Genomic DNA, 17,666 nt, shown 5'->3' on the forward strand with positions numbered 1-17,666 from the left:
GAGTGGCTTCGCGGATGTTCTCGCGTTCGGTTTCGGCCATGGCGGCGATGAAGCCGAACCCCGACTTCGGTACTAATCGTCTGGGGCTTCTCCGCGGGCTCCAGCCGTACCACGACCGCCTTCGAGGTCGGCGTGTTGCTGACGTCGGCCACGCTGTCGAGCGGCACCAGCACGTTGGTCTCGGGATAGTAGGCGGCGGCCGAACCCGAGCTCGGCCAGGTCCGCCGGGTTGACCATGACGATGCGGCGCGAGCCCTTGATGCCCCGGTATCGGTCGTTGTCGGTGTAGGGGATGGTGTTCCACTGGTCGTGCGCGCGTAGGGTCTGCAGGATCAGGTGCCCGTCGGGCGCACTCAGGCTGGTGAAGTCGTTGGCGGTGAAGACCGCCTTGCCGTACCGAGTGTTGAAGGTCCGCTGGTTGACCGGCGCTCTACGCGGCCGTGCCGCAGCCGCTGATCGTCTTCATCGGCGTCGTCGAGCTGCTCGGCGGCATCGGCCTCATCCTCCCGGCGATGATCGGCGTCAGGCCCAGGCTCACGCCGCTCGCCGCCGCGGGCCTGGCCCTGACGATGCTCCTCGCGACCGGCTTCCACCTCGTCCGCGGCGAGTACGAGCTCATTCCCGCGAACCTGCTCCTCGGCGGCGTCTCGGCGTTCCTCGCGGTCGGGCGCTGGAACCTCAGGCCCACCGAGGCCTCGGCCCTGACCACCCCGCGCTTCCTCATGGCCCGGGGCGTCCTCGTCCTGACCGCGCTGCTGGTGTTCGCGCCGACCTGGTACACGATGACCCACACCCGGTTCTGACCCGGAGGTCAGCGGTTGGGGAAGGCGCCGACCAGGCCCCCGTCGACGACGAGGTCCTGGCCGGTGATGTAGGAGGCGTCGTCCGACGCCAGGAAGGCCACGGCCGCGGCGACCTCGGCGGCGTGGCCGATGGTCCCCAGCGGAACCATCGCCGCGTTGGCGCTGTCGGCCTCAGGGCCGGCGTTGGCGCTTCTGTACATCTCGGTGTCGATGTATCCCGGGCTGACCGAGTTGACGCGGATGCCGCGCGGGGCCAGGTCGGCCCCGAGGGTGCGGGCCAGGTTGTGGACGGCCGCCTTGGTCGCCGAGTACACCGAGGCGATCGGCAGACCGCGGTACAACGTCCACGAGGCGTTCAACACGATCGCGCCGCCCTCCCTAAGCAGCGGAAGCGCCTTCTGGACGGTGAAGAACACGCCCTTGAAGTTGACGTCGGTCGAGTGGTCGAAGTCGGCTTCCGTGAGATCGGCGCTGGGCTTGAAGACGCCGGTCCCGGCATTGGCGAAGACGGCGTCCAGGCCGCCGCGCCAGGTCTCCACGCGGCGCATGAGAAGGTCGAGGTCGGCCAGGTTCGCGGCGTCGGCGCGGACGGTCAGCAGGCGGGGACCCGCGTCGAGCTCGGCGGCCGCGTGGTCCAGCCGGGTCTCGTCCCTCCCGGTGATGACGACGTAGGCGCCCTCGTCGAGCAGGCGGCGGGCGGTGGCGAGTCCCATGCCGGAGGGCGCCGGTGATGAGGACGGTGCGGTTGGTGAAGCGTTCCATGACCGCCATCCTTCGCCGGCCGCCGAGAACCCGGCAGTGCGGGACGAACCTGGGTCTGCCACCACCACCCAGGTGGCGTCACCCGACCGCCACGCCCAGCAACGCGGCCACCTTCTCGCCGGTGTCCGTGCCGGACGACGGGGTGTGCAGCATCAGCCGGTGGCCGGGCAGGTCGGGAAGGGTCAGCGTGGTGTAGGCGAAGGTGAGCTCGCCCGCTTCGGGGTGGGCGACGGACTTCGTCCCACGCGTCGCGTCGCTGATGTCGTGTTCCGCCCAGATCTCGGCGAACTCGGGGCTGACAGCACACATGTCGGCGGCCAGCCGTCCGAACTCCGGGTCGTCGGGGTAGCGCGCGGCGTCGGCCCTGAACTGGCCGACGATGGCCTGCGCCGCGTCGCGCCAGTGGCACAGCGACGCGCGGTAGCGGGCGCTGGAGAAGAAGGTGACCAGGCAGTTGTGGTCGTCCTCGCCGTAACCGAAGACCACCTCGGCGGCCCGGTTGACGGCCACGAGGTTCCAGTGCCTGTCCATGAGATAGGCGGGATGCGGCAGCCACGAGTCGATCACCTGACGCAGCCCGTCGGGCACCTGCCGGCCCGTCACTGGGGGTAGCCGCGGCGGGTTCAGCCCGGCGAGCAGATAGAGGTGCTCGCGTTCTGCGGCGTCGAGGCGGAGCACGCGGGCGATCGCGTCCAGGACCTCGCCCGACACGTTGATCTCACGCCCCTGCTCCAGCCACGTGTACCAGGACACGCCGACCCCGGCGAGCACCGCGACCTCCTCCCGCCGCAGCCCCGGTGTACGGCGGGAGCGGACGTCACCCGCGGCCATGCCCACGTCGGCCGGGCTCACCCGCGCGCGCCGCGACCGCAGGAACTCCCGCATCTCGGCGGACCGCCTAGCCCGCGCCTCACCGGAGAGCTTCGTGATGTCCACGCGGCCATGCTAGCCATCGACGGCGATGTGCCTAATCGCCATAGCCACCCGCATCATGGGGCTAGGCAAGAGATGGTGACGATGGCAAGAGTCGGGCTGACGCCCGACGTGCTGACCAGGGCCGGGGCGGAGCTCGCCGACGAGGTCGGGTTCGACCAGGTGACCGTCGCCGCCGTCGCCAGGCGGTTCGACGTGAAGACCGCGAGCCTCTACTCGCACCTGAAGAGCTCGCACGACGTCAAGACCCGCATCGCCCTCCTCTCCCTGGAGGAACTCGCCGACCGGGTGGCCGACGCGGTGGCGGGGCGGGCGGGCAAGGACGCGCTCGCCGCGTTCGCGCAGGCCTACCGCACCTACGCCCGCGAGCATCCCGGCCGCTACGACGCCGCCCGCATGCGCCTCGTCGCCGAGACCGCCGTGGCCAGCGCCGGTGTACGGCACGCGCAGATGACCAGGGCGATCCTGCGCGCCTACGACATCGCCGAGCCCGACCAGACGCATGCCGTGCGCATGCTCAGCGACCAGAACCCTGATAGTCAGCGCGACGCCCTGGCCGAGGCCGGATGCGATCGGATCTTCGTCGACAAGGCATCGGGAAAGATCGATCGACGCCCCGAGCTGGCCAAGGCGCTGGACTACCTCAGGCCTGGCGACACCTTCGTCATTACCCGCCTGTCGCGTGCTGCCTGTTCGCTACGCCACCTGCTGGACTTGGCGGCACAGCTCCGCGAGCGCGAGGTCGACCTCCTAGTGCTCAAGCAGGGCATCGACACCTCCACTCCGGATGGACGCCTGCAGTTCCACATGTTCGGGGCGTTCGACGAGTTCCTCCGCGAACTCATCATCGAGGGCACCCTCGAAGGACTGGCCTCGGCCCGCGCGCGCGGTCGCGTCGGCGGGCGACCGGCGGCCCTGGATGCCCATGGTGTGGAGATGGCCCGCGCGCTGTACGAGATGAAGGGCGAGGACGGCAAACGTCGCTACACCATCCAGCAGATCGCCGACCGGCTCGGCGTCAGCCGCGCCACGATCTACCGCCATCTCGACCCCGCCAAGCCGGTCTCGGCGTAGGAGGAGCACGGTTGCCCCCGATCACCTACTACGGCGGCAAGGCCAAGCGTGGCCTCTTGCGCAGGCAGCAAGAAGGTCCTCGGAGGGGGCGTCGATTTCAATAATGCGGACGGAGCACTCCGGGCATCGCATCCCCACAACAGCATTCCCACAACAATGGACGGCCTGGCGGGGGTAAGCGAACAGCAGACGGGCGGCCCGGTGAATCTCAGGTATGGGCGATCTGCTCAAAGGTCGGTTAACCGGCCATGTCTTCGCGGCTGAGGCCGGTCCCCGTTCGGGCGGGACCGGCCTCAGTGCATTCGTGATCACTTTGCCGTCTGCTGAGAGGCCGCGATCCCGGTAAGGATGCGGCGCAAGCCAGACGAGAATTGTTCGGCCGGACTCAGGTCGGCGGACTCGGTCATGCGCGAGATCCGGGGATATGCACCGCTCTCGACGATCTTGCGCATGTAGGGGGCGACGTCGGCGCGCCACTCGTCCTCGGTCTGACCTGTGCGCCGCTGGGTCTCCTTCTCTGCGAGCTCGCGCATGACCGCGCCGCGCACGTAGTCCCTGATCAGTCCGACGGCCGAGCCCGCGTCGGCGATGTCGGAGGTCAGCGAGGCGGCCGCGGTGAGGGCGTGCTCCAGGCCGCGCAGCCAGTTGGGGCCGAGCGATGGTCGGGTCGCCAGCAGCGGGGCGAGCCAGGTGTGCCGCAGCCACAACTCGCGCTCGTGGTGGGCGTACGCCTCGAGGTCGGCGCGCCAGTCTCCCGTCAGCGGCACGTGGTCGTCCTGCACCGCGTCGGCCATGAGGTCGAGCAGGTCGTCGCGGCTGTCCACGTAACGGTAGAGCGAGGTCGTACCGGTCGACAGCTCGGCGGCGACGCGGCGCATCGACAGCGCGTCGAGCCCCTCGGCGTCGGCGATGGCGACGGACACGTCCACGATGCGCTCCACGCTCAGAGCCTGCCTTTTCGGCCGGTACGGCTCCCGCTCCCAGACAAGTGGCATGGACACGAGTCTACCGAAGTGGGTACAGTGTTCCCATGAATAGGCACACTGTATCCACGGACGTCTTGATCGCCGGCGGCGGATCCGTCGGGCTGATGCTCGCAGTGCTGCTGCGCCACCACGGCATCAAGCCCCTCGTCGTCGAGGAGAAGCCGGAGCTGTCGCACCACCCCAGGGCCACCGGCATCGGGCTGCGGTCGGTGGAGATCCTGCGCGAGGTCGGCCTGGATCAAGCGGTCAACGAAGCCGCGGTCGATTTGCGGGCGGGGAAGATCAGGGGGCGCACGCTCGCCGAGGCCGACTTCACCGAAGGCGTGGCGTGGAAGACGAGAGGCGCGACTGAGTTCACCTACACGCCGGCCCGGATCCGCGGCACCTGCGGACAGAATCGGTTCGACCGCGTATTGATCACCAAGGCGGGCGACGTGGAGTTCGGCGTGGAGCTTGACTCGTTCGAGCAGGACTCCGGCGGCGTCACGGCCACCCTGTCCGACGGGCGTGTGGTGCGGGCACGCTATCTGGTGGCGGCCGACGGTGTGCGCAGCCGGGTTCGGCAGATCCTCGGAATCGGCCTTACCGGTCCCGGTGTGATCGGTCAGGAGACGACGAGCGTCCTGTTCGGCGCTGATTTGCGTCCGCGCGAGCCGTTCGCTATGTGCAACATCGAGCATCCGGACGCGACCGGCCTGCTGGTGACTGTCGACGGCGAACGCGAGTGGGTCTTCCTCACCCGCCTCGACACGGAGCCGACTCCGGAACTCATCCGCACCGCGCTCGGCGACCCGTCGATCGAGGTGGAGATCCGCAGCGTGCTGACGTTCCGGGGGCGGGGCCAGGTGGCCGATCGCCTCTCCGTCGGGCGGGTCTTCCTGGTGGGCGACGCGGCGCACGCCATCCCCCCACTGGGCGCGTTCGGGCTGAACGCCGGCATCGCCGACACACACAATCTGGCGTGGAAGCTCGCGCACGTGCTGCGCGGTGAGGCCGGGCCCGAGCTGCTGGAGACTTACCACGCGGAGCGCCACCCGGTGGCCCTCATGACGATGGAGCAGGCGCACCTGCGCTTCAACGATCCGTCCCTGCACTGGGGGAAGGACATGGCGGAGGCGCGCAAGGCAGCGGGGGCGATCAACGCGCCGGTGGTGCACATGGGCTACCGGTACGGCGGCACAGAACTCCCCTCCACCGAGGACGTCGCCCTCAACCTCGACGGGTCGCCGGGATCCCGCCTGCCGCACATGTGGGTGGCCGACGGGGTGTCCACGCTAGATCTCGTCGGATCGCAGTGGTGCGTACTCACGGCCGATCCCGGCGTGGAGGCCGACGTTCCGGTGCACGTCGTGGACGGCTGGCCGTACGGGACGGTGCTGGTCCGCCCTGACGGTTTCGTGAGCCGTTCGTACGGCTAGCGCGCCGCCTTCGGACAGGTGGCGAGCATGTCGCGGGGATCCTTCTTCTCCTTCTTCGTGATCGTCAGGCCGTATCGGCTCTTGGCGGAGACCCAGATCGTCGCGTAGCGGCACCAGAACTCCTTTCTGCCAGCCTGCGACGGGACGTTGCCGCCACTACTGCTCAACGGCATGCCGGGTCCGCGTGCATCGGATAACGAAGCGATCGTGACCTACTCCGATCTGCCCGGTTGCGCGGCACCTCCGACCAGCGCCAGCCGCTTGGCGACGTCCAGCCGTACCTCGCCGTAGGGCTGGACGTGCTGCCAGAACAGCGGTGTCAGCCCGCGGTGGTCGGCGGGCTTGAGCAGCTTGGCCCATTCGGGATCGGCGAGGACGTCCTGGAGCATCAGCGTGTTGACGTATACGAGGGCGGCCTGCAGGATGCGCAGGCACAGGACGGTCATCTCCAGTTCCTCGCAATGGTTGGTGGCGATGTCGCCGCCCTTGCCGTAGAAGATGACGCTGTTGGCACCGTTGGACGACTCCACCACGTTGAGCCCTTCCTGGATCTCCCGCTGCAGTTCCCGGAGACGGAGGTAGCGGGCGACGAAAATGGTCTTCTGCGCACGGCCAACCTCCAACATGGCCTGGTAGGTCGGGTGGGAGGCGGACTCGGTGAACCGGCGCAGGATCGCCTCGGTGGAGGCGGTGCCCTGTTTGATCGCGGTCGCGTACTTGATCATCTGGTCGTAGTTCTGCTCGATCAGGTCCCAGCGGATCGGCCGGGTCATCGCCGGCGTAAGCCGGAGGTACAGGTCACTTTCTCCGCTCTCAACGCGGTAGAGCTTGACCTTGCTGATCTGCTTGATGCGCGGCAGCAGGTCGAAGCCCAGGAGCCTGGACACGCCGACCCCGATTTCCGTCTGGCCGTGGGAGTCCACATAGTTGCCCTCGACCTTCATCATGGTGCCGTGCCGTACCGCGCCCTCGATCATCGCGTGCACCTCGGAGGCCGAGGCACGCAACGTCTGGGAGTGCACGACCATCCTCCGGGTCACGGAAGGAGTGAGCGCCAACGACCCAGATCTCCTTGCACCGCAGGGCGTCACGCAGTGCCTGGAAGGTGACGATCTCGTACACCATCCGCACGATCCGCTTTCGCCCGCGCTTGTCGTTCTTGAACACCAGATCCTCCCAAGCGTCGGCGGTGCCGCGATGCTCGGGCACCGTCTCGCCGCGCGGGTAGTAGGTGGTGTTGCCCGCCTTGGCGCAGCGGCGGATCAACTCCAGCGCCCGGATCACCGGCCGGTAGGCGGTGTAGTTGTCTTGAACTCCAGCGTCTCCAACAGCGCGATCAGACCGCGGCGGTAGTGGTTGGTGTAGGAGGCACGCAGCGTAGTCTGCACCGTGGTCCTGTAGGCCGGGCCCTTGGTCTTGAACTCGTGGACCAGGTCCTTCAGCGTCTGCTCGCCGCCGGTAACAGCCGGGAAGATGACCGCGCGGACCGAATCGTCGGGATGGGCGAGGGCGTCACCTGTCAGCAGAGGCGGTAGGTGTAGAAGTTCTCGAACCGCGACAGGTACATGTGCCCGTCGGGGGCCCTTCAGCAGGATCGAGACCGGCCTGACGATGAGCGTCAGCGCCATCGTCGCCCTGTCGATCCGGTACGCCTTGCCCTGGACCTTGCCGTACAGCTTGCCGTCGGAGCCGAGCTCGATGTAGGTGTCGAGCAACACCTGGGTGGCGCTCTCCCACGGGTAGGTCTGGTGCTTGACGACGCGCAGGGCCCGGCCGGTGGCCGGGTCGAGCTCGAACAGCGCGTCGGGGCTCAGACCCCACAGCTTGCCCTGGTCGTCGAAGGTGATCGAGCCGAGCGCCAGGTCGCCCGCGACGGGCTTGGTCCGCCACTTCAGCGAGTCGGCCGCCACGTCGTAGGCGAAGGCCACGGCCGCGTCGTCCTGCGGGGCGCCGACGCCGCCGAAGGCCGAGGTGGTGCCGTAGATGACGCCGTCGCGGTAGGCCAGGCCGATGATGCTGTGCCCGGGGATGAGGTTGCGCTTGGTGACGCTCTTGCCAGTGACGGAATTGTAGAGGCCGAGCGCGCCGCCGACGGTGCCGATCTTGGGTACGGTGCCGAAGGCCAGCCAGTCGCCCGCGGAGATCATCGCGAACGGGCGGTCCTGCTCGTGCTCGGCCAGGTTGAGCAGCAGCTTGGGTTCGCTGCCCGTCCACTCGTAGATCCTGGCCCAGGGGTAGACGCCGAGGTAGAGCTTGCCCTGGTGGGTGACCATGCCTTCGCTCTGCCCGACGTTGGGCCAGAACTGCTTCTCGCCCGTGGCGGGGTCGTAGGCGGCCAGGCCGCCGGTGAAGAAGCCGCCGCCGTACACGCGGCCGTCGGGGCCGACGGCCATCGAGCGGATGCTGACGGGCTGCCCGGTGAGGGTGCCGTCGAGCAGCGTGCCCTTGCCGGTTTTGCGGTCGAAGTGCCAGATGCGTCCGGTCGAGCCGGTGCCGACCAGCGTGTGGCCGACCCAGCCGAGCGGCCTGGCCGCGCCGCCGCCGAAGTCGGTGAACCCGGTCCTGGCGATCGTCCCGGTCTTGAGGTCGTAGCTGACGAGCTCGTCGTTCTGGAAGAGGTAGACGTGGTGGCCGTGCCTGCCGCCGCCGACGGTCAGGCTGTCGACGTCCTCGACCACGTCCTTCCAGGTGCGGCTCTCGAGGTCGTAGACGCCCATGGGGTTGGTGTTGGTGGAGGTGGCGTACCTGATGAGCAGGTAGCGGCCGACGACGTCGAGGTCGTAGGCGTAGCCGTGGCCCTGGACGGGCGGGTCGACGACCTGCTTGGTCACCCCGTCGGCGCCGACGACCGCGACCTTCATGGTCTGGGCGCCGACGCCCGCGTAGATCGTGCCGTCGTCGCCGACGGCCAGGTCCCTGACGAACTGCTCGCCGGGGACGGGGCTGCCCAGGTCGGTGGTCTTGCCGGTGGCGGTGTCATGTCGGACGAGTCTGCCGTTGGGCGAGGTGCCGGCGTACAGCGACGCGCCGTCGGGGCTGGTGGCGACCGTCCACACGAAGGTTTCGCCGGGCGCGGCCATGCCCAGCTCGCTCACCTTGTCGGCGGCGGGTTCGTAGCGGTACAGCCTGCCCATGGCGCCCGCGGTGGCGTTGTAGCTGCCGACGTAGACCGAGTGGTCGGGGGCGACGGTGACCGCCCAGGAGCCGAGCGCGAGCGGCAGTGGGCGTTCGGCGATGAGGGCGCCGTCCCTGGCGTTCCTGACGCCCAGGACGGCGGGTCCCGAGGCGCTGGAGGTCACCGAGTAGACGCGGGGGCCGCCGGGATGGGTGGCGTCCATGGCGGTGCCCGCCGTGGTCGCGCCGGTGAGGGGGAGCGTGCCCAGGTTCGCGAACCCGCATCCGCTCGGGGCGCGGCGGATTCGGCCTGGACCGGAGTTGCGATGGGCAGGGCAACTAAGAGGGCCATCGCCAGAGTAATTCTGTGCCCAGCACTGCTCCAACGGAAGTCCGCAGCGCCAGGCCGCCGATCACTGCACAATGATCAGCATGAGCGACCCCCAGCGCATCATCGCGGTACGGCACGGCCAGAGCGAGGCCAACCTCGCCTACCGTGAGTCCGTCGGCATCCCCCTCGTCTACGAGCGTGAAGACCACGAGATCACCCTCACCGAGCTGGGCCGGTTACAGGCGGCGGCCCTGGGCGGGTTCCTGAAGTCGCTGCCCGAGCAGGAGGCGCCCGAGGTCGTCTGGTGCTCGCCGTACCTGAGGGCGCTGGACACCTGGAGCCTGGCCCATCAGGTGTGGGGAGCGGGACCGCTGCCGGTCAGGGTCGACGCGCGGCTGCGCGACAGGGAGTGGGGCGAGCTGCGCCACTACAACCTGACCGCCATCGAGCAGCGCTTTCCCGAGGAGGCGGCGCGCCTGCTGGCCGAGGGCGAGTACGGCTACCGCCCGCCGGGCGGCGAGTCGTTCGGCGACGTGGCGGTGCGGCTCAGGCACTTCCTCGGCGACCTGCGCGCCTCGGCCGAAGGGCGGCGGGTGCTGATCGTCGCGCACGACTCGGTGGTGCTGATCCTGCGCCACGTGATCGAGGAGTCGCCCGACACCGCGCTGGCCGGCGTCCACGTCCACGCGCCGATCATGAACGCCTCCGTCTCGACGTGGGCGGCGCGCGACGGCCGGCTCGAACTGCTGGCCTTCAACGAGGTGGGCCACCTGGACTAGGAGAAATCGAGGACGGCATCGGCCCGGCGCCTGGTGCCGTCCTCGGCGAACCACCGCTCCTCGGCCGCGAACCACTCCACCCATCGGGGTTCGAGCGCGAGCCCGTCGCGCTCCAGCACCCTGGCCATGCGCACCTCCCGAGGCGCCTCCACCCACACCCTGAAGGACACCGGCGCGCCACGGCGGGCCGTACCGACGCCTTCGATGACCAGCACGGGCGCGACGGGCACGGCCACCTCCTCGGCGTAGAGCCCGCGCGCCCAGTCGTAGCGGCGGAAGGCGCCGGGCCGCCCCTCGCTCAGCGGGCGCAGCACCCGCTCCTCCAGCGCGGCGAACCACGGCCCAGGACCCTCCTCCCACGGCACGGGGAAGTCGTCGCTGTGCACCACCTGCGCGCCGAGCGCGGGCCCCAGCCGCTCGGCGAACGTCGTCTTGCCCGACCCGGCCGGCCCGTCGACCGCGACGACGCGGGTGCGGCCGCAGGAAGGCGGACGCGCCATGATGCGTTTCACCAGGTGATCCATTCGTCCGATCCTGTCATGGTGGAACAGGGACCTGACTGTCGGGCGACGGCTCTCGCCTGAAAGGCTGGTAAGGCCATAAGCTCGGCGTCCACCACTGGAGGTTGATCTTGCGCGGACCCCTTGGCGACATCGTCGTCCTCGATCTGTCGCGGGCCCTGGCCGGCCCGCACGCCGCCCAGATGCTCGGCGACCTCGGCGCCAAGGTGATCAAGGTCGAACATCCCGAGGGCGGCGACGAGTCACGCGGCTGGGGGCCGCCGTTCGCCGGCCCCGACCACGACATCTCCACCTACTTCCTGGCGGCCAACCGCAACAAGCAGTCCATCGCCGTCGACCTGAAGTCCGAGGACGGCAGGCGGCTCATCGAGCGCCTGGTACGGCAGAGCGACGTCCTGATCGAGAACTTCCGCACCGGCGTGCTCGACCGGCTCGGCTTCCCCGTCGAGCGCCTGCACGAGCTCAACCCGCGCCTGGTGGTGCTGTCCATCACCGGCTTCGGCCACGACGGCCCCGAGGGCGGCAGACCGGGCTACGACCAGATCGCCCAGGGCGAGGCGGGCCTGATGTCGCTGACCGGCCCGTCACCCGACGAGCCGTACCGGGTGGGCGCCTCGATCGCCGACCTGCTGGCGGGCATCCACGGCGCCTACGGCGTGGTCGCCGCCCTCTACGAGCGTGAGCGCACCGGCAGGGGCGAGGTGGTGCGCACCTCGCTGCTGGCCGCGGTGACGGGCGTGCACTCCTACCACGGCACCGCGTGGACCGTCGGCGGGCAGGTGCCCGTGGCGGGCGGCAACCACCACGCCTCGATCGCCCCCTACGGCGCCTTCCACTGCGCCGACGGGATGTTGCAGATCGCCGTCGCCAACGACTCCCAGTGGCGCAAGGTGGCCGTCTTGCTGGACATCGACCCCGATGACGCGAAGTATGCGACGAACAGGCAGCGGTTCACGCACAGGGATGAGCTGATCGGCGAGATGGAGAAGGCGCTGGCCCGCCACGACCGGGCGCACTGGCTGGCCGTGCTGGCCGAGCTCGGCGTGCCCGCTGGCGCCATCCGCACGCTCGACGAGGTCTACGCCTGGGACCAGACCCGCTCGCAGGGGCTGGTCGTGGAGGTGGACCATCCGGTGCTCGGCCGGATCGAGCTGCCGGGGCCGCCGCTGCGCTTCGACGGCGCCGAGCCGTTCGAGCACACCCCGCCGCCCGCCCTCGGACAGGACGGCGAGGCCGTACTTTCGTGGTTGGCGGAACGGGAACGGTGATCGGCGCGTCAACTTTGCAGCACTGGACGACAGCAGGGGAGCAGTGGTGAGCCGGCCGGACGCGCGCACTCTCATCGAGACGGTCCTCGACCGGGGATCGTGGAAGTCGTGGGACACGCCGCCCGCCGACCCCGCCAGGCCCGGCTCCTCCTACGCCGAGGAGCTGGCCGCCGCCCGCGCCAAGAGCGGCTACGACGAGTCGGTGATCACCGGCGAGGGGTCGGTCGACGGGCACAGGGTGGCCATCGTGGCCTGCGAGTTCTCCTTCATGGCGGGCTCCATCGGGGTGGCCGCGGCCGAGCGGCTCGTGCGGGCGGTCGAGCGGGCCACCCGTGAGGGGCTGCCGCTGCTGGCCTCGCCCGCCTCCGGCGGCACCCGCATGCAGGAGGGCGCGCTCGCCTTCACCCAGATGGTCAAGATCACGGCGGCGGTCCAGCTGCACCGCGAGGCGGGCCTGCCGTACATCGTCTATCTGCGCCATCCGACGACCGGCGGGGTGTTCGCCAGCTGGGGTTCGCTCGGGCACGTGACGGCGGCCGAGCCGGGGGCGCTCATCGGGTTCCTGGGGCCGCGGGTGTTCGAGTCGCTGCACGGCTACGCCTTCCCCGAGGGCGTCCAGGTGGCCGAGAACCTGTTCACGCACGGCCTGGTCGACGCCGTGGTCTCGGCGCAAGACGCGCGCGCCATCGCGATCAGGGCGCTGACCGTCCTCACCGCGGGCAGGAACGGGCTGGTGAAGGGGCCCGAGCCCGAGGAAGAGCTGCGTCCGGTGGAGGCGTGGGACGCCATCACCCGCTCGCGCCGCGACGACCGTCCCGGCATCCGCACCCTGCTCAAGCTCGCCGCCTCCGACGTCACCCCGCTGAACGGCACCGGCGAGGGCGAGGCCGACCCCGGCCTGCTGCTGGCTCTGGCCAGGTTCGGTACGGCTCCGGCCGTCGTCCTCGGCCAGGACCGGCGCACGCAGCGCGCCACGGGCCCGTTCGGCCCGGCAGGGCTGCGCGTGGCCAGACGCGGCATGCGCCTGGCCGCCGAGCTCGGCCTGCCGCTGGTCACGGTGATCGACACGGCGGGCGCCGCCCTGTCCAAGGCGGCCGAGGAGGGCGGCCTGGCCGCCGAGATCGCCCGCTCGCTGACCGACCTGGTCATGCTCGACGCGCCGACCGTGTGCCTGCTGCTCGGCGAGGGGGCGGGCGGCGGCGCGCTGGCCCTGCTGCCCGCCGACAGGGTGCTGGCCGCCCAGCACGCGTGGCTGTCGCCGCTGCCGCCCGAGGGCGCCTCGGCGATCCTCTACCGCAGCGTCGACTTCGCCCCCGAGATCGCCCAGGCGCAGGGCGTGCGCGCCACCGACCTGCGCCGTAACGGGATCGTGGACCGGGTCATCCCCGAGCGGCCCGACGCCGCCTACGAGCCGAGGGCCTTCTGCGAGCGGGTGGCCAGGGCGCTGGAGTTCGAGATCGCGGGCCTGCTGGAAACGCCCCAGGCGGACAGGTTGCCTGCCCGCCTGGCGCGCTACCGCTCGCTCGGGATCTAGCGCCGCCAGATCTCCTTGCCTGCGGCGTCGTAGCCGACGACGCTCGCGTCCACACTCGCCTTCGTCGTGCGGGCGGAGAACAGAGTGAGGCCGAGACCCCACGGGTCGGCCGACATGGTCGCGGTCACCCGGGAGCCGTCGTCGAAGACCAACTCGACCTTGGCCGTCTTCACGACCGCGTATCCCGCCAGGACGCCGTCGCCGAAGCTGTAGGTGGCATCGTCGATCTTGTGCTTCTCGGTGATGAAGCGCCCGTTGTCCGTCCAGATGATCAGGCAGCCGTCCTGGTGGGTCACGGTGGCCCCGGTCCCCAGTGCGGCGGCCGGTCCGACGGGCGGGGAGACCGAGCACTTGTCAGGCGCGCTGCCGCCGACCGTGGCGACCGTGTCCTGCTCGGCGTTCCGCAGGGCGAACCGCTCCGAGCCGCCGCGGTTGGGCACGACCCAGATCTTCAACGGGGCGCCCGAGGGCGTGTACACGGTGCCGCGGGTGCCGGCCTTCACCGCCTCCACCTGGGTGACCTCGGATCCCGCCACGCCGATCGCGCTCTTGCCGAGGTCGGGCAGGCGCTCGGCGTCTCCCGCCGCGACCGGCTGGAAGGCGTCGCAGGTGGTCTTGCCCGCGATCGAGCGGCACAGCCCGTCCCAGGTCCTGCCGTCGGCGAGCGTCACCTTGCTGAACCACACCTTCGCCGCGCCGATGGTGACGACCTCGCCGATGGGCGGGTGCGGGTCCCAGGCGGGCTTGTCGGCGGGGTGGTCCTCGCGCCACAGCTCCTTGCCGCCGGAGTCGTAGCCGACGAGGCTGAAGCCCTCCAGGTAGAGGTCGCCGGAGACGGGCTCCTCACCGGCGAACAGCCGTACGCCGAACTTCCACGGGTCCTGCTTGACCGCCGCCCTGAGCACCTTGCCGTCCTTGCGGATCAGCTCGACCTTCGCGGTGTCCTGGCGGGCGATGCCGAACCAGCGACCGCCGTTGACCCGCAGGTCGACGTCCATCGGCTTGCCGCCCATGTTGCGCAACAGCTCCTTGGCGCTGTGGTTCAGCCCCAGCTCGCGACCGTCGAGGCTCCAGATGAGCGTCCTGTCGGGCGTCTTGTGAGGCCGCACGCTCAGCCCGGCGACCTTCGTCGCGTCGCCCGCGGGCTCACCCTGCTCGGCCTCGGGCGGCATCGCGAAGGGTCTGGCGACCCGCGACAGGAGCCTGCCGTCGGTGGCGGCGAACTCGTAGGCGGTGACCTGGTCCGTAGCAGGGACGACGACCGTCCAGATCTTGAAGGGCGCGCCGGAGGGCCGCTGGACGGCTCCGGCGACGCGCGTCCCCTTCTTGGTCACCGCCGTCACCGTGGCGACGTCCAGGCGCGTGCCGCCGTAGTCGAGCACGCTCTCGCGCAGAGGCACGGACTGCGTCGTCCCCTCGAACCAGCCGGCGCTCTTCATCGCCTGGGCCCCGACGTTGCCGCCGCAAACGGTGTGGGTGGCGGCCTCGCCCGCGTACTGCACGGCCCGGCAGAAGACGAGCAGCCCCTTGTGGTCGGTGGCGTACCACAGGCCCATCGGCCGGTTCTCGGCCGGGTTGTCGATGACCAGCTCCTGGCCCACCGGCGTCGGCTTCGGCGGCGAAGCCGTGACCGTCTGCCTGTCCAGGCCCCCGTTGAGCAGGACAGGCACGAGCACGGCCACCAGGGCGACCGGCAGGGCCGCCAGGATGACGGGCCACGCCCACCGGCGGCGTCCGGCCCGCTGCTGGACCTTCGTCCACGCCGTCGGGCTCGCCTCGTACGTCGCGGCGCGGGCGTCGAGCGCGTCGCGCAGCCGCTCTTCCAGGTCGTTCACAGCTTCCCCCTCAGCGCCGCCAGACCCCTGCTGGCGTGGGTCTTGACCGAACCGGGCGACACGCCCATGGCGTCGGCGATCTCTCGTTCGGACAGGTCGAGCCAGTAGCGCAGGATCAGCGCCTCCCGCTGGCGGCGCGGCAGCGTGTCGAGGGCCGCGAGCAGCTCACGGTGCTCCTCGGCCACGATGACGGCGTGCTCGCTGCTGCGGGCGTGCTCGGGGGGTTCGGGACGGCGCAGCCGGATGATGCGCAGATGCCGCAGCCGGTTACGCGTCAGGTTGCAGACGGTCGAGCGCAGGTAGCCGAGCGCCGCGGCGTCGTCGCGCAGGCGGCGGGTGTGCAGCCTGGCGAACGCCTCCTGGGCGATGTCCTCGGGGTCGTCCGCGCCCAGCAGTCCGGCCAGCCGTACCAGGGAGTGGTACTGGCCGGCGAACAGCTCCGCGAAGGTCGGAGCCGTGGGCGCCATGGTGGGTGTTTCCATCACGTATCAGAGACACCCGTGGACGCGCCAGGTTGACCGGAGGCGCCGGAGAATTCGTCGTTACTCGACCGGCAGGCGTTCCACGCGGATCGAGAAGACCTCCTCGCGCGGCACGACCACCTCATAGGCCCCATGGTCGACCATCCAGTAGCCGAGCGCCTCGGCCTTCATGCCGCTGTGGCCCGTGTAGGCGATGTGGAGGCCGTCGTCGTCCTCGTCGAGGACGACGCAGGGCTCGCCGCCGAACGCGCCGACCGTGCGCACGAGCACCAGCCACTCCAGCTCGGAGCGGTCCACCGTTTTACGCCAGTAGCCCGAGGCCGCCTCGAAGCCCTCCAGCTCCTCCTCGCTGAACAGCACGACCTCGTCGCTGTCGGGCCCGATCGCCGCCGGATGGGTGCGGCCCCTGTGCCGGGCGACGAACCCCGACGCCACGGGAACGATCGCGTCGCTCATGCCGCCGGCCGCCAGGTGAGCCCGTCGTAGCCGGCGAAGGGCCGCTCGCCCCTGTCGCTGACATGCACGATCTCCGCCCCCGCCGGGATGGGCATCGGGGTGGTGTGGAACTGCGGGACCACGTGCTCGCGCGAGGTGGTGAACCCGTTGCCGGCGAACGGCGGCGCGTCGCTCCAGTCGCCGCCCATGTGCGGCCCGTACGGCACCGCGTAGGTGTCGACGTCGCGCGCGTACCAGCGCATCACGTACAGCTCGGGCACCCGCGCGTTCAGCTCCGATCCCTCGAAGGCCAGGTCGAGCCCCAGAAATAAGGCGCGCGGCGTGGTCAGCCGCACGCAGTCCTGCACCCGGTAGACGTAGCCGGAGATGACCGTGCGCTTTCCCGAGAGGTAGGGCACGAGCAGCCGAGGCGGCACCACCTTCTGCATCTGCGTCCTACGCTCGTTCACGACACCACTTTACGATCTCTTCAGCACTCCGATGAGCAACGCGGGCTTATGGTCGCGCCCGCTTCGGCCTTCGTTGGCTCGTCCCTCGCTCTCTCCGGCCGAGCTCCTGCGCTCCGGCTACGGTCAGGTCAGTCTCGCCACACCCAGCACCCTGTGCTCCAGGCACGGCAGCGTGGCGCGGGCGGAGACGGTCAGCTCGGGGTCGAGGTCGACCACCTGCACCGCGGGTGCGCTACCCAGATCGGCGCGGACCACGCCCAGCGGGTCGACCAGCATGCTGCGCCCGACACCGAATCCGTCGCTCGACTCGGCGGGGTTGGCCGCCTGGCCGACGGCGGCCGTCCACATCGTGTTCTCCAGCGCCCTGGCCCGCACGAGCGTGATCCAGTGGTCCTCCTTCAGCGGCCCTGAGCTCCAGGCGGCGATGACGGCGAACAGCTCGGCGCCCCGGTCGACCAGCGCTCTGGCCAGCTCGGGGAAGCGCAGGTCGTAGCAGGTGATGAGGCCGACGCGGAGCCCGGCGAGCTCGACCACGGTCGGCTCGGAGCCCGGCGCGACCAGCTCCGACTCGCGCGCGCCGAAGGAGTCGAACAGATGGATCTTCCGGTAGGCGGCCTGGATAGCGCCCGAGGAGTCGAGGGCGACGGCGGTGTTGTGGACGCGGCCTTCGCCCGGCTCGAAGACGCCGGCGATCACGGCCACGCCGTGCCGGCGGGCCGCCTCGGCCAAGCCTGTGACGAAGGGGCCGTCCAGCGGCTCGGCCAGGTCGGTGATCCGCTTGCCGTACCGGGTGAGGGTGGCCTCGGGGAAGATCGCGAGGTCGGCGCCCTCGGCCTTGGCGATCGCCTCTTCGGCCCGCGCCAGGTTGACGGCGGGGTCGGGGGAGACGGGCAGCTGGCACAGCGCGATTCTGGTCACGCG

The 17,666-nt window shown here is 70.4% G+C and carries 17 protein-coding genes and 3 pseudogenes; 7 read left to right on the forward strand and 13 right to left on the reverse strand.

Annotation, left to right across the window (positions count from 1 at the left end):
* Positions 1-92 precede the first annotated feature (92 nt).
* Positions 93-429: pseudogene (locus ACFXJ8_RS10695) on the reverse strand (hypothetical protein); the annotation flags it as partial.
* An 11-nt stretch (positions 430-440) separates the two neighbouring features.
* Between ACFXJ8_RS10695 and ACFXJ8_RS10700 the strand changes: the two are divergent.
* Positions 441-803 (forward strand): DoxX family protein, encoded by a 363-nt coding sequence (locus tag ACFXJ8_RS10700; RefSeq protein ID WP_379643614.1) that lies wholly within the window; start codon positions 441-443, stop codon positions 801-803.
* 8 nt (positions 804-811) lie between these two features.
* On the opposite strand, the gene ACFXJ8_RS10705 is transcribed toward ACFXJ8_RS10700, so the two are convergent.
* Both ACFXJ8_RS10705 and ACFXJ8_RS10710 read right to left on the reverse strand, forming a co-directional pair.
* On the reverse strand, positions 812-1,516 hold the full coding sequence (locus tag ACFXJ8_RS10705) for an SDR family NAD(P)-dependent oxidoreductase (protein WP_379643615.1): 705 nt from the start codon (positions 1,514-1,516) through the stop codon (positions 812-814).
* A 127-nt stretch (positions 1,517-1,643) separates the two neighbouring features.
* Positions 1,644-2,501, reverse strand: a complete 858-nt coding sequence (locus ACFXJ8_RS10710; RefSeq protein WP_379643616.1) for a helix-turn-helix transcriptional regulator — start codon at positions 2,499-2,501, stop codon at positions 1,644-1,646.
* A gap of 81 nt (positions 2,502-2,582) precedes the next feature.
* Between ACFXJ8_RS10710 and ACFXJ8_RS10715 the strand changes: the two are divergent.
* Positions 2,583-3,017: pseudogene (locus ACFXJ8_RS10715) on the forward strand (TetR/AcrR family transcriptional regulator); the annotation flags it as partial.
* Between the two features lie 15 nt (positions 3,018-3,032).
* Positions 3,033-3,572 (forward strand): annotated as a pseudogene (locus tag ACFXJ8_RS10720) (recombinase family protein); the annotation flags it as partial.
* A gap of 308 nt (positions 3,573-3,880) precedes the next feature.
* Here ACFXJ8_RS10720 and ACFXJ8_RS10725 read toward each other — a convergent pair.
* A complete protein-coding gene (locus ACFXJ8_RS10725) occupies positions 3,881-4,567 on the reverse strand; it encodes a TetR/AcrR family transcriptional regulator (protein WP_379643617.1) in 687 nt (228 codons plus the stop codon).
* Positions 4,568-4,602: 35 nt separating this feature from the next.
* On the opposite strand from ACFXJ8_RS10725, the gene ACFXJ8_RS10730 reads away from it, so the two are divergent.
* The gene (locus ACFXJ8_RS10730) at positions 4,603-5,976 is read left to right on the forward strand and encodes an FAD-dependent monooxygenase (RefSeq protein ID WP_379643618.1); all 1,374 of its coding nucleotides are present in this window, start codon (positions 4,603-4,605) and stop codon (positions 5,974-5,976) included.
* Here ACFXJ8_RS10730 and ACFXJ8_RS10735 read toward each other — a convergent pair.
* The 3 genes from ACFXJ8_RS10735 to ACFXJ8_RS10745 all read right to left on the reverse strand — a co-directional run bounded on the left by ACFXJ8_RS10735 (position 5,973) and on the right by ACFXJ8_RS10745 (position 9,314).
* Positions 5,973-6,149: a hypothetical protein gene (locus ACFXJ8_RS10735; RefSeq protein ID WP_379643619.1), complete on the reverse strand. Its 177-nt coding sequence runs from the start codon at positions 6,147-6,149 to the stop codon at positions 5,973-5,975. The two genes, ACFXJ8_RS10730 and ACFXJ8_RS10735, sit on opposite strands and share 4 nt — an antisense overlap.
* Positions 6,150-6,188: 39 nt before the next feature.
* Positions 6,189-7,067 (reverse strand): Tn3 family transposase, encoded by an 879-nt coding sequence (locus ACFXJ8_RS10740; protein ID WP_379643620.1) that lies wholly within the window; start codon positions 7,065-7,067, stop codon positions 6,189-6,191.
* A 189-nt stretch (positions 7,068-7,256) separates the two neighbouring features.
* Positions 7,257-9,314 (reverse strand): hypothetical protein, encoded by a 2,058-nt coding sequence (locus ACFXJ8_RS10745; protein WP_379643621.1) that lies wholly within the window; start codon positions 9,312-9,314, stop codon positions 7,257-7,259.
* A 208-nt stretch (positions 9,315-9,522) separates the two neighbouring features.
* On the opposite strand from ACFXJ8_RS10745, the gene ACFXJ8_RS10750 reads away from it, so the two are divergent.
* Positions 9,523-10,200 (forward strand): histidine phosphatase family protein, encoded by a 678-nt coding sequence (locus ACFXJ8_RS10750; RefSeq protein ID WP_379643622.1) that lies wholly within the window; start codon positions 9,523-9,525, stop codon positions 10,198-10,200.
* Here ACFXJ8_RS10750 and ACFXJ8_RS10755 read toward each other — a convergent pair.
* On the reverse strand, positions 10,197-10,724 hold the full coding sequence (locus ACFXJ8_RS10755) for a uridine kinase (protein ID WP_379643623.1): 528 nt from the start codon (positions 10,722-10,724) through the stop codon (positions 10,197-10,199). The genes ACFXJ8_RS10750 and ACFXJ8_RS10755 overlap by 4 nt on opposite strands.
* Positions 10,725-10,831: 107 nt before the next feature.
* Here ACFXJ8_RS10755 and ACFXJ8_RS10760 point away from each other — a divergent pair, with 107 nt between their 5' ends.
* Both ACFXJ8_RS10760 and ACFXJ8_RS10765 read left to right on the forward strand, forming a co-directional pair.
* Entirely contained in the window at positions 10,832-11,989 is a 1,158-nt protein-coding gene (locus ACFXJ8_RS10760; RefSeq protein ID WP_379643624.1) for a CaiB/BaiF CoA transferase family protein, read from the forward strand.
* A 43-nt stretch (positions 11,990-12,032) separates the two neighbouring features.
* On the forward strand, positions 12,033-13,523 hold the full coding sequence (locus tag ACFXJ8_RS10765) for a carboxyl transferase domain-containing protein (RefSeq protein ID WP_379643625.1): 1,491 nt from the start codon (positions 12,033-12,035) through the stop codon (positions 13,521-13,523).
* Here the strand turns inward: ACFXJ8_RS10765 and ACFXJ8_RS10770 are convergent.
* From ACFXJ8_RS10770 to ACFXJ8_RS10790, 5 genes are all read right to left on the reverse strand, one after another.
* Positions 13,520-15,358 carry a hypothetical protein gene (locus ACFXJ8_RS10770; RefSeq protein ID WP_379643626.1) on the reverse strand — a complete coding sequence of 613 codons (1,839 nt, stop codon included), beginning with the start codon at positions 15,356-15,358 and terminating at the stop codon, positions 13,520-13,522. The two genes, ACFXJ8_RS10765 and ACFXJ8_RS10770, sit on opposite strands and share 4 nt — an antisense overlap.
* A complete protein-coding gene (locus ACFXJ8_RS10775) occupies positions 15,355-15,825 on the reverse strand; it encodes a sigma-70 family RNA polymerase sigma factor (RefSeq protein WP_379643627.1) in 471 nt (156 codons plus the stop codon). The genes ACFXJ8_RS10770 and ACFXJ8_RS10775 overlap by 4 nt, the downstream gene beginning before the upstream one ends.
* 75 nt (positions 15,826-15,900) lie before the next feature.
* Positions 15,901-16,296: a hypothetical protein gene (locus ACFXJ8_RS10780; RefSeq protein ID WP_379643628.1), complete on the reverse strand. Its 396-nt coding sequence runs from the start codon at positions 16,294-16,296 to the stop codon at positions 15,901-15,903.
* Complete coding sequence (locus ACFXJ8_RS10785; RefSeq protein WP_379643629.1) at positions 16,293-16,745, reverse strand: hypothetical protein; 453 nt, start codon at positions 16,743-16,745, stop codon at positions 16,293-16,295. Before ACFXJ8_RS10785 ends, ACFXJ8_RS10780 begins: the two co-directional genes overlap by 4 nt.
* Positions 16,746-16,868: 123 nt before the next feature.
* A complete protein-coding gene (locus ACFXJ8_RS10790) occupies positions 16,869-17,663 on the reverse strand; it encodes a carbon-nitrogen hydrolase family protein (RefSeq protein ID WP_379643630.1) in 795 nt (264 codons plus the stop codon).
* Positions 17,664-17,666 lie beyond the last annotated feature (3 nt).

The sequence above is a fragment of the Nonomuraea sp. NPDC059194 genome, from assembly GCF_042754765.1.
Lineage (GTDB): Bacteria > Actinomycetota > Actinomycetes > Streptosporangiales > Streptosporangiaceae > Nonomuraea.

What these genes read in the sequence shown, in the direction of transcription:
- ACFXJ8_RS10705 (WP_379643615.1), bottom strand. Translation starts at nt 1,516, where the DNA reads ATGGGACTCGCCACCGCCCGCCGCCTGCTCGACGAGGGCGCCTACGTC.
- ACFXJ8_RS10725 (WP_379643617.1), bottom strand. Translation starts at nt 4,567, where the DNA reads ATGCCACTTGTCTGGGAGCGGGAGCCGTACCGGCCGAAAAGGCAGGCT.
- ACFXJ8_RS10730 (WP_379643618.1), top strand. Translation starts at nt 4,603, where the DNA reads ATGAATAGGCACACTGTATCCACGGACGTCTTGATCGCCGGCGGCGGA.
- ACFXJ8_RS10735 (WP_379643619.1), bottom strand. Translation starts at nt 6,149, where the DNA reads ATGCCGTTGAGCAGTAGTGGCGGCAACGTCCCGTCGCAGGCTGGCAGA.
- ACFXJ8_RS10745 (WP_379643621.1), bottom strand. Translation starts at nt 9,314, where the DNA reads ATGGACGCCACCCATCCCGGCGGCCCCCGCGTCTACTCGGTGACCTCC.
- ACFXJ8_RS10750 (WP_379643622.1), top strand. Translation starts at nt 9,523, where the DNA reads ATGAGCGACCCCCAGCGCATCATCGCGGTACGGCACGGCCAGAGCGAG.
- ACFXJ8_RS10755 (WP_379643623.1), bottom strand. Translation starts at nt 10,724, where the DNA reads ATGGATCACCTGGTGAAACGCATCATGGCGCGTCCGCCTTCCTGCGGC.
- ACFXJ8_RS10775 (WP_379643627.1), bottom strand. Translation starts at nt 15,825, where the DNA reads ATGGCGCCCACGGCTCCGACCTTCGCGGAGCTGTTCGCCGGCCAGTAC.
- ACFXJ8_RS10780 (WP_379643628.1), bottom strand. Translation starts at nt 16,296, where the DNA reads ATGAGCGACGCGATCGTTCCCGTGGCGTCGGGGTTCGTCGCCCGGCAC.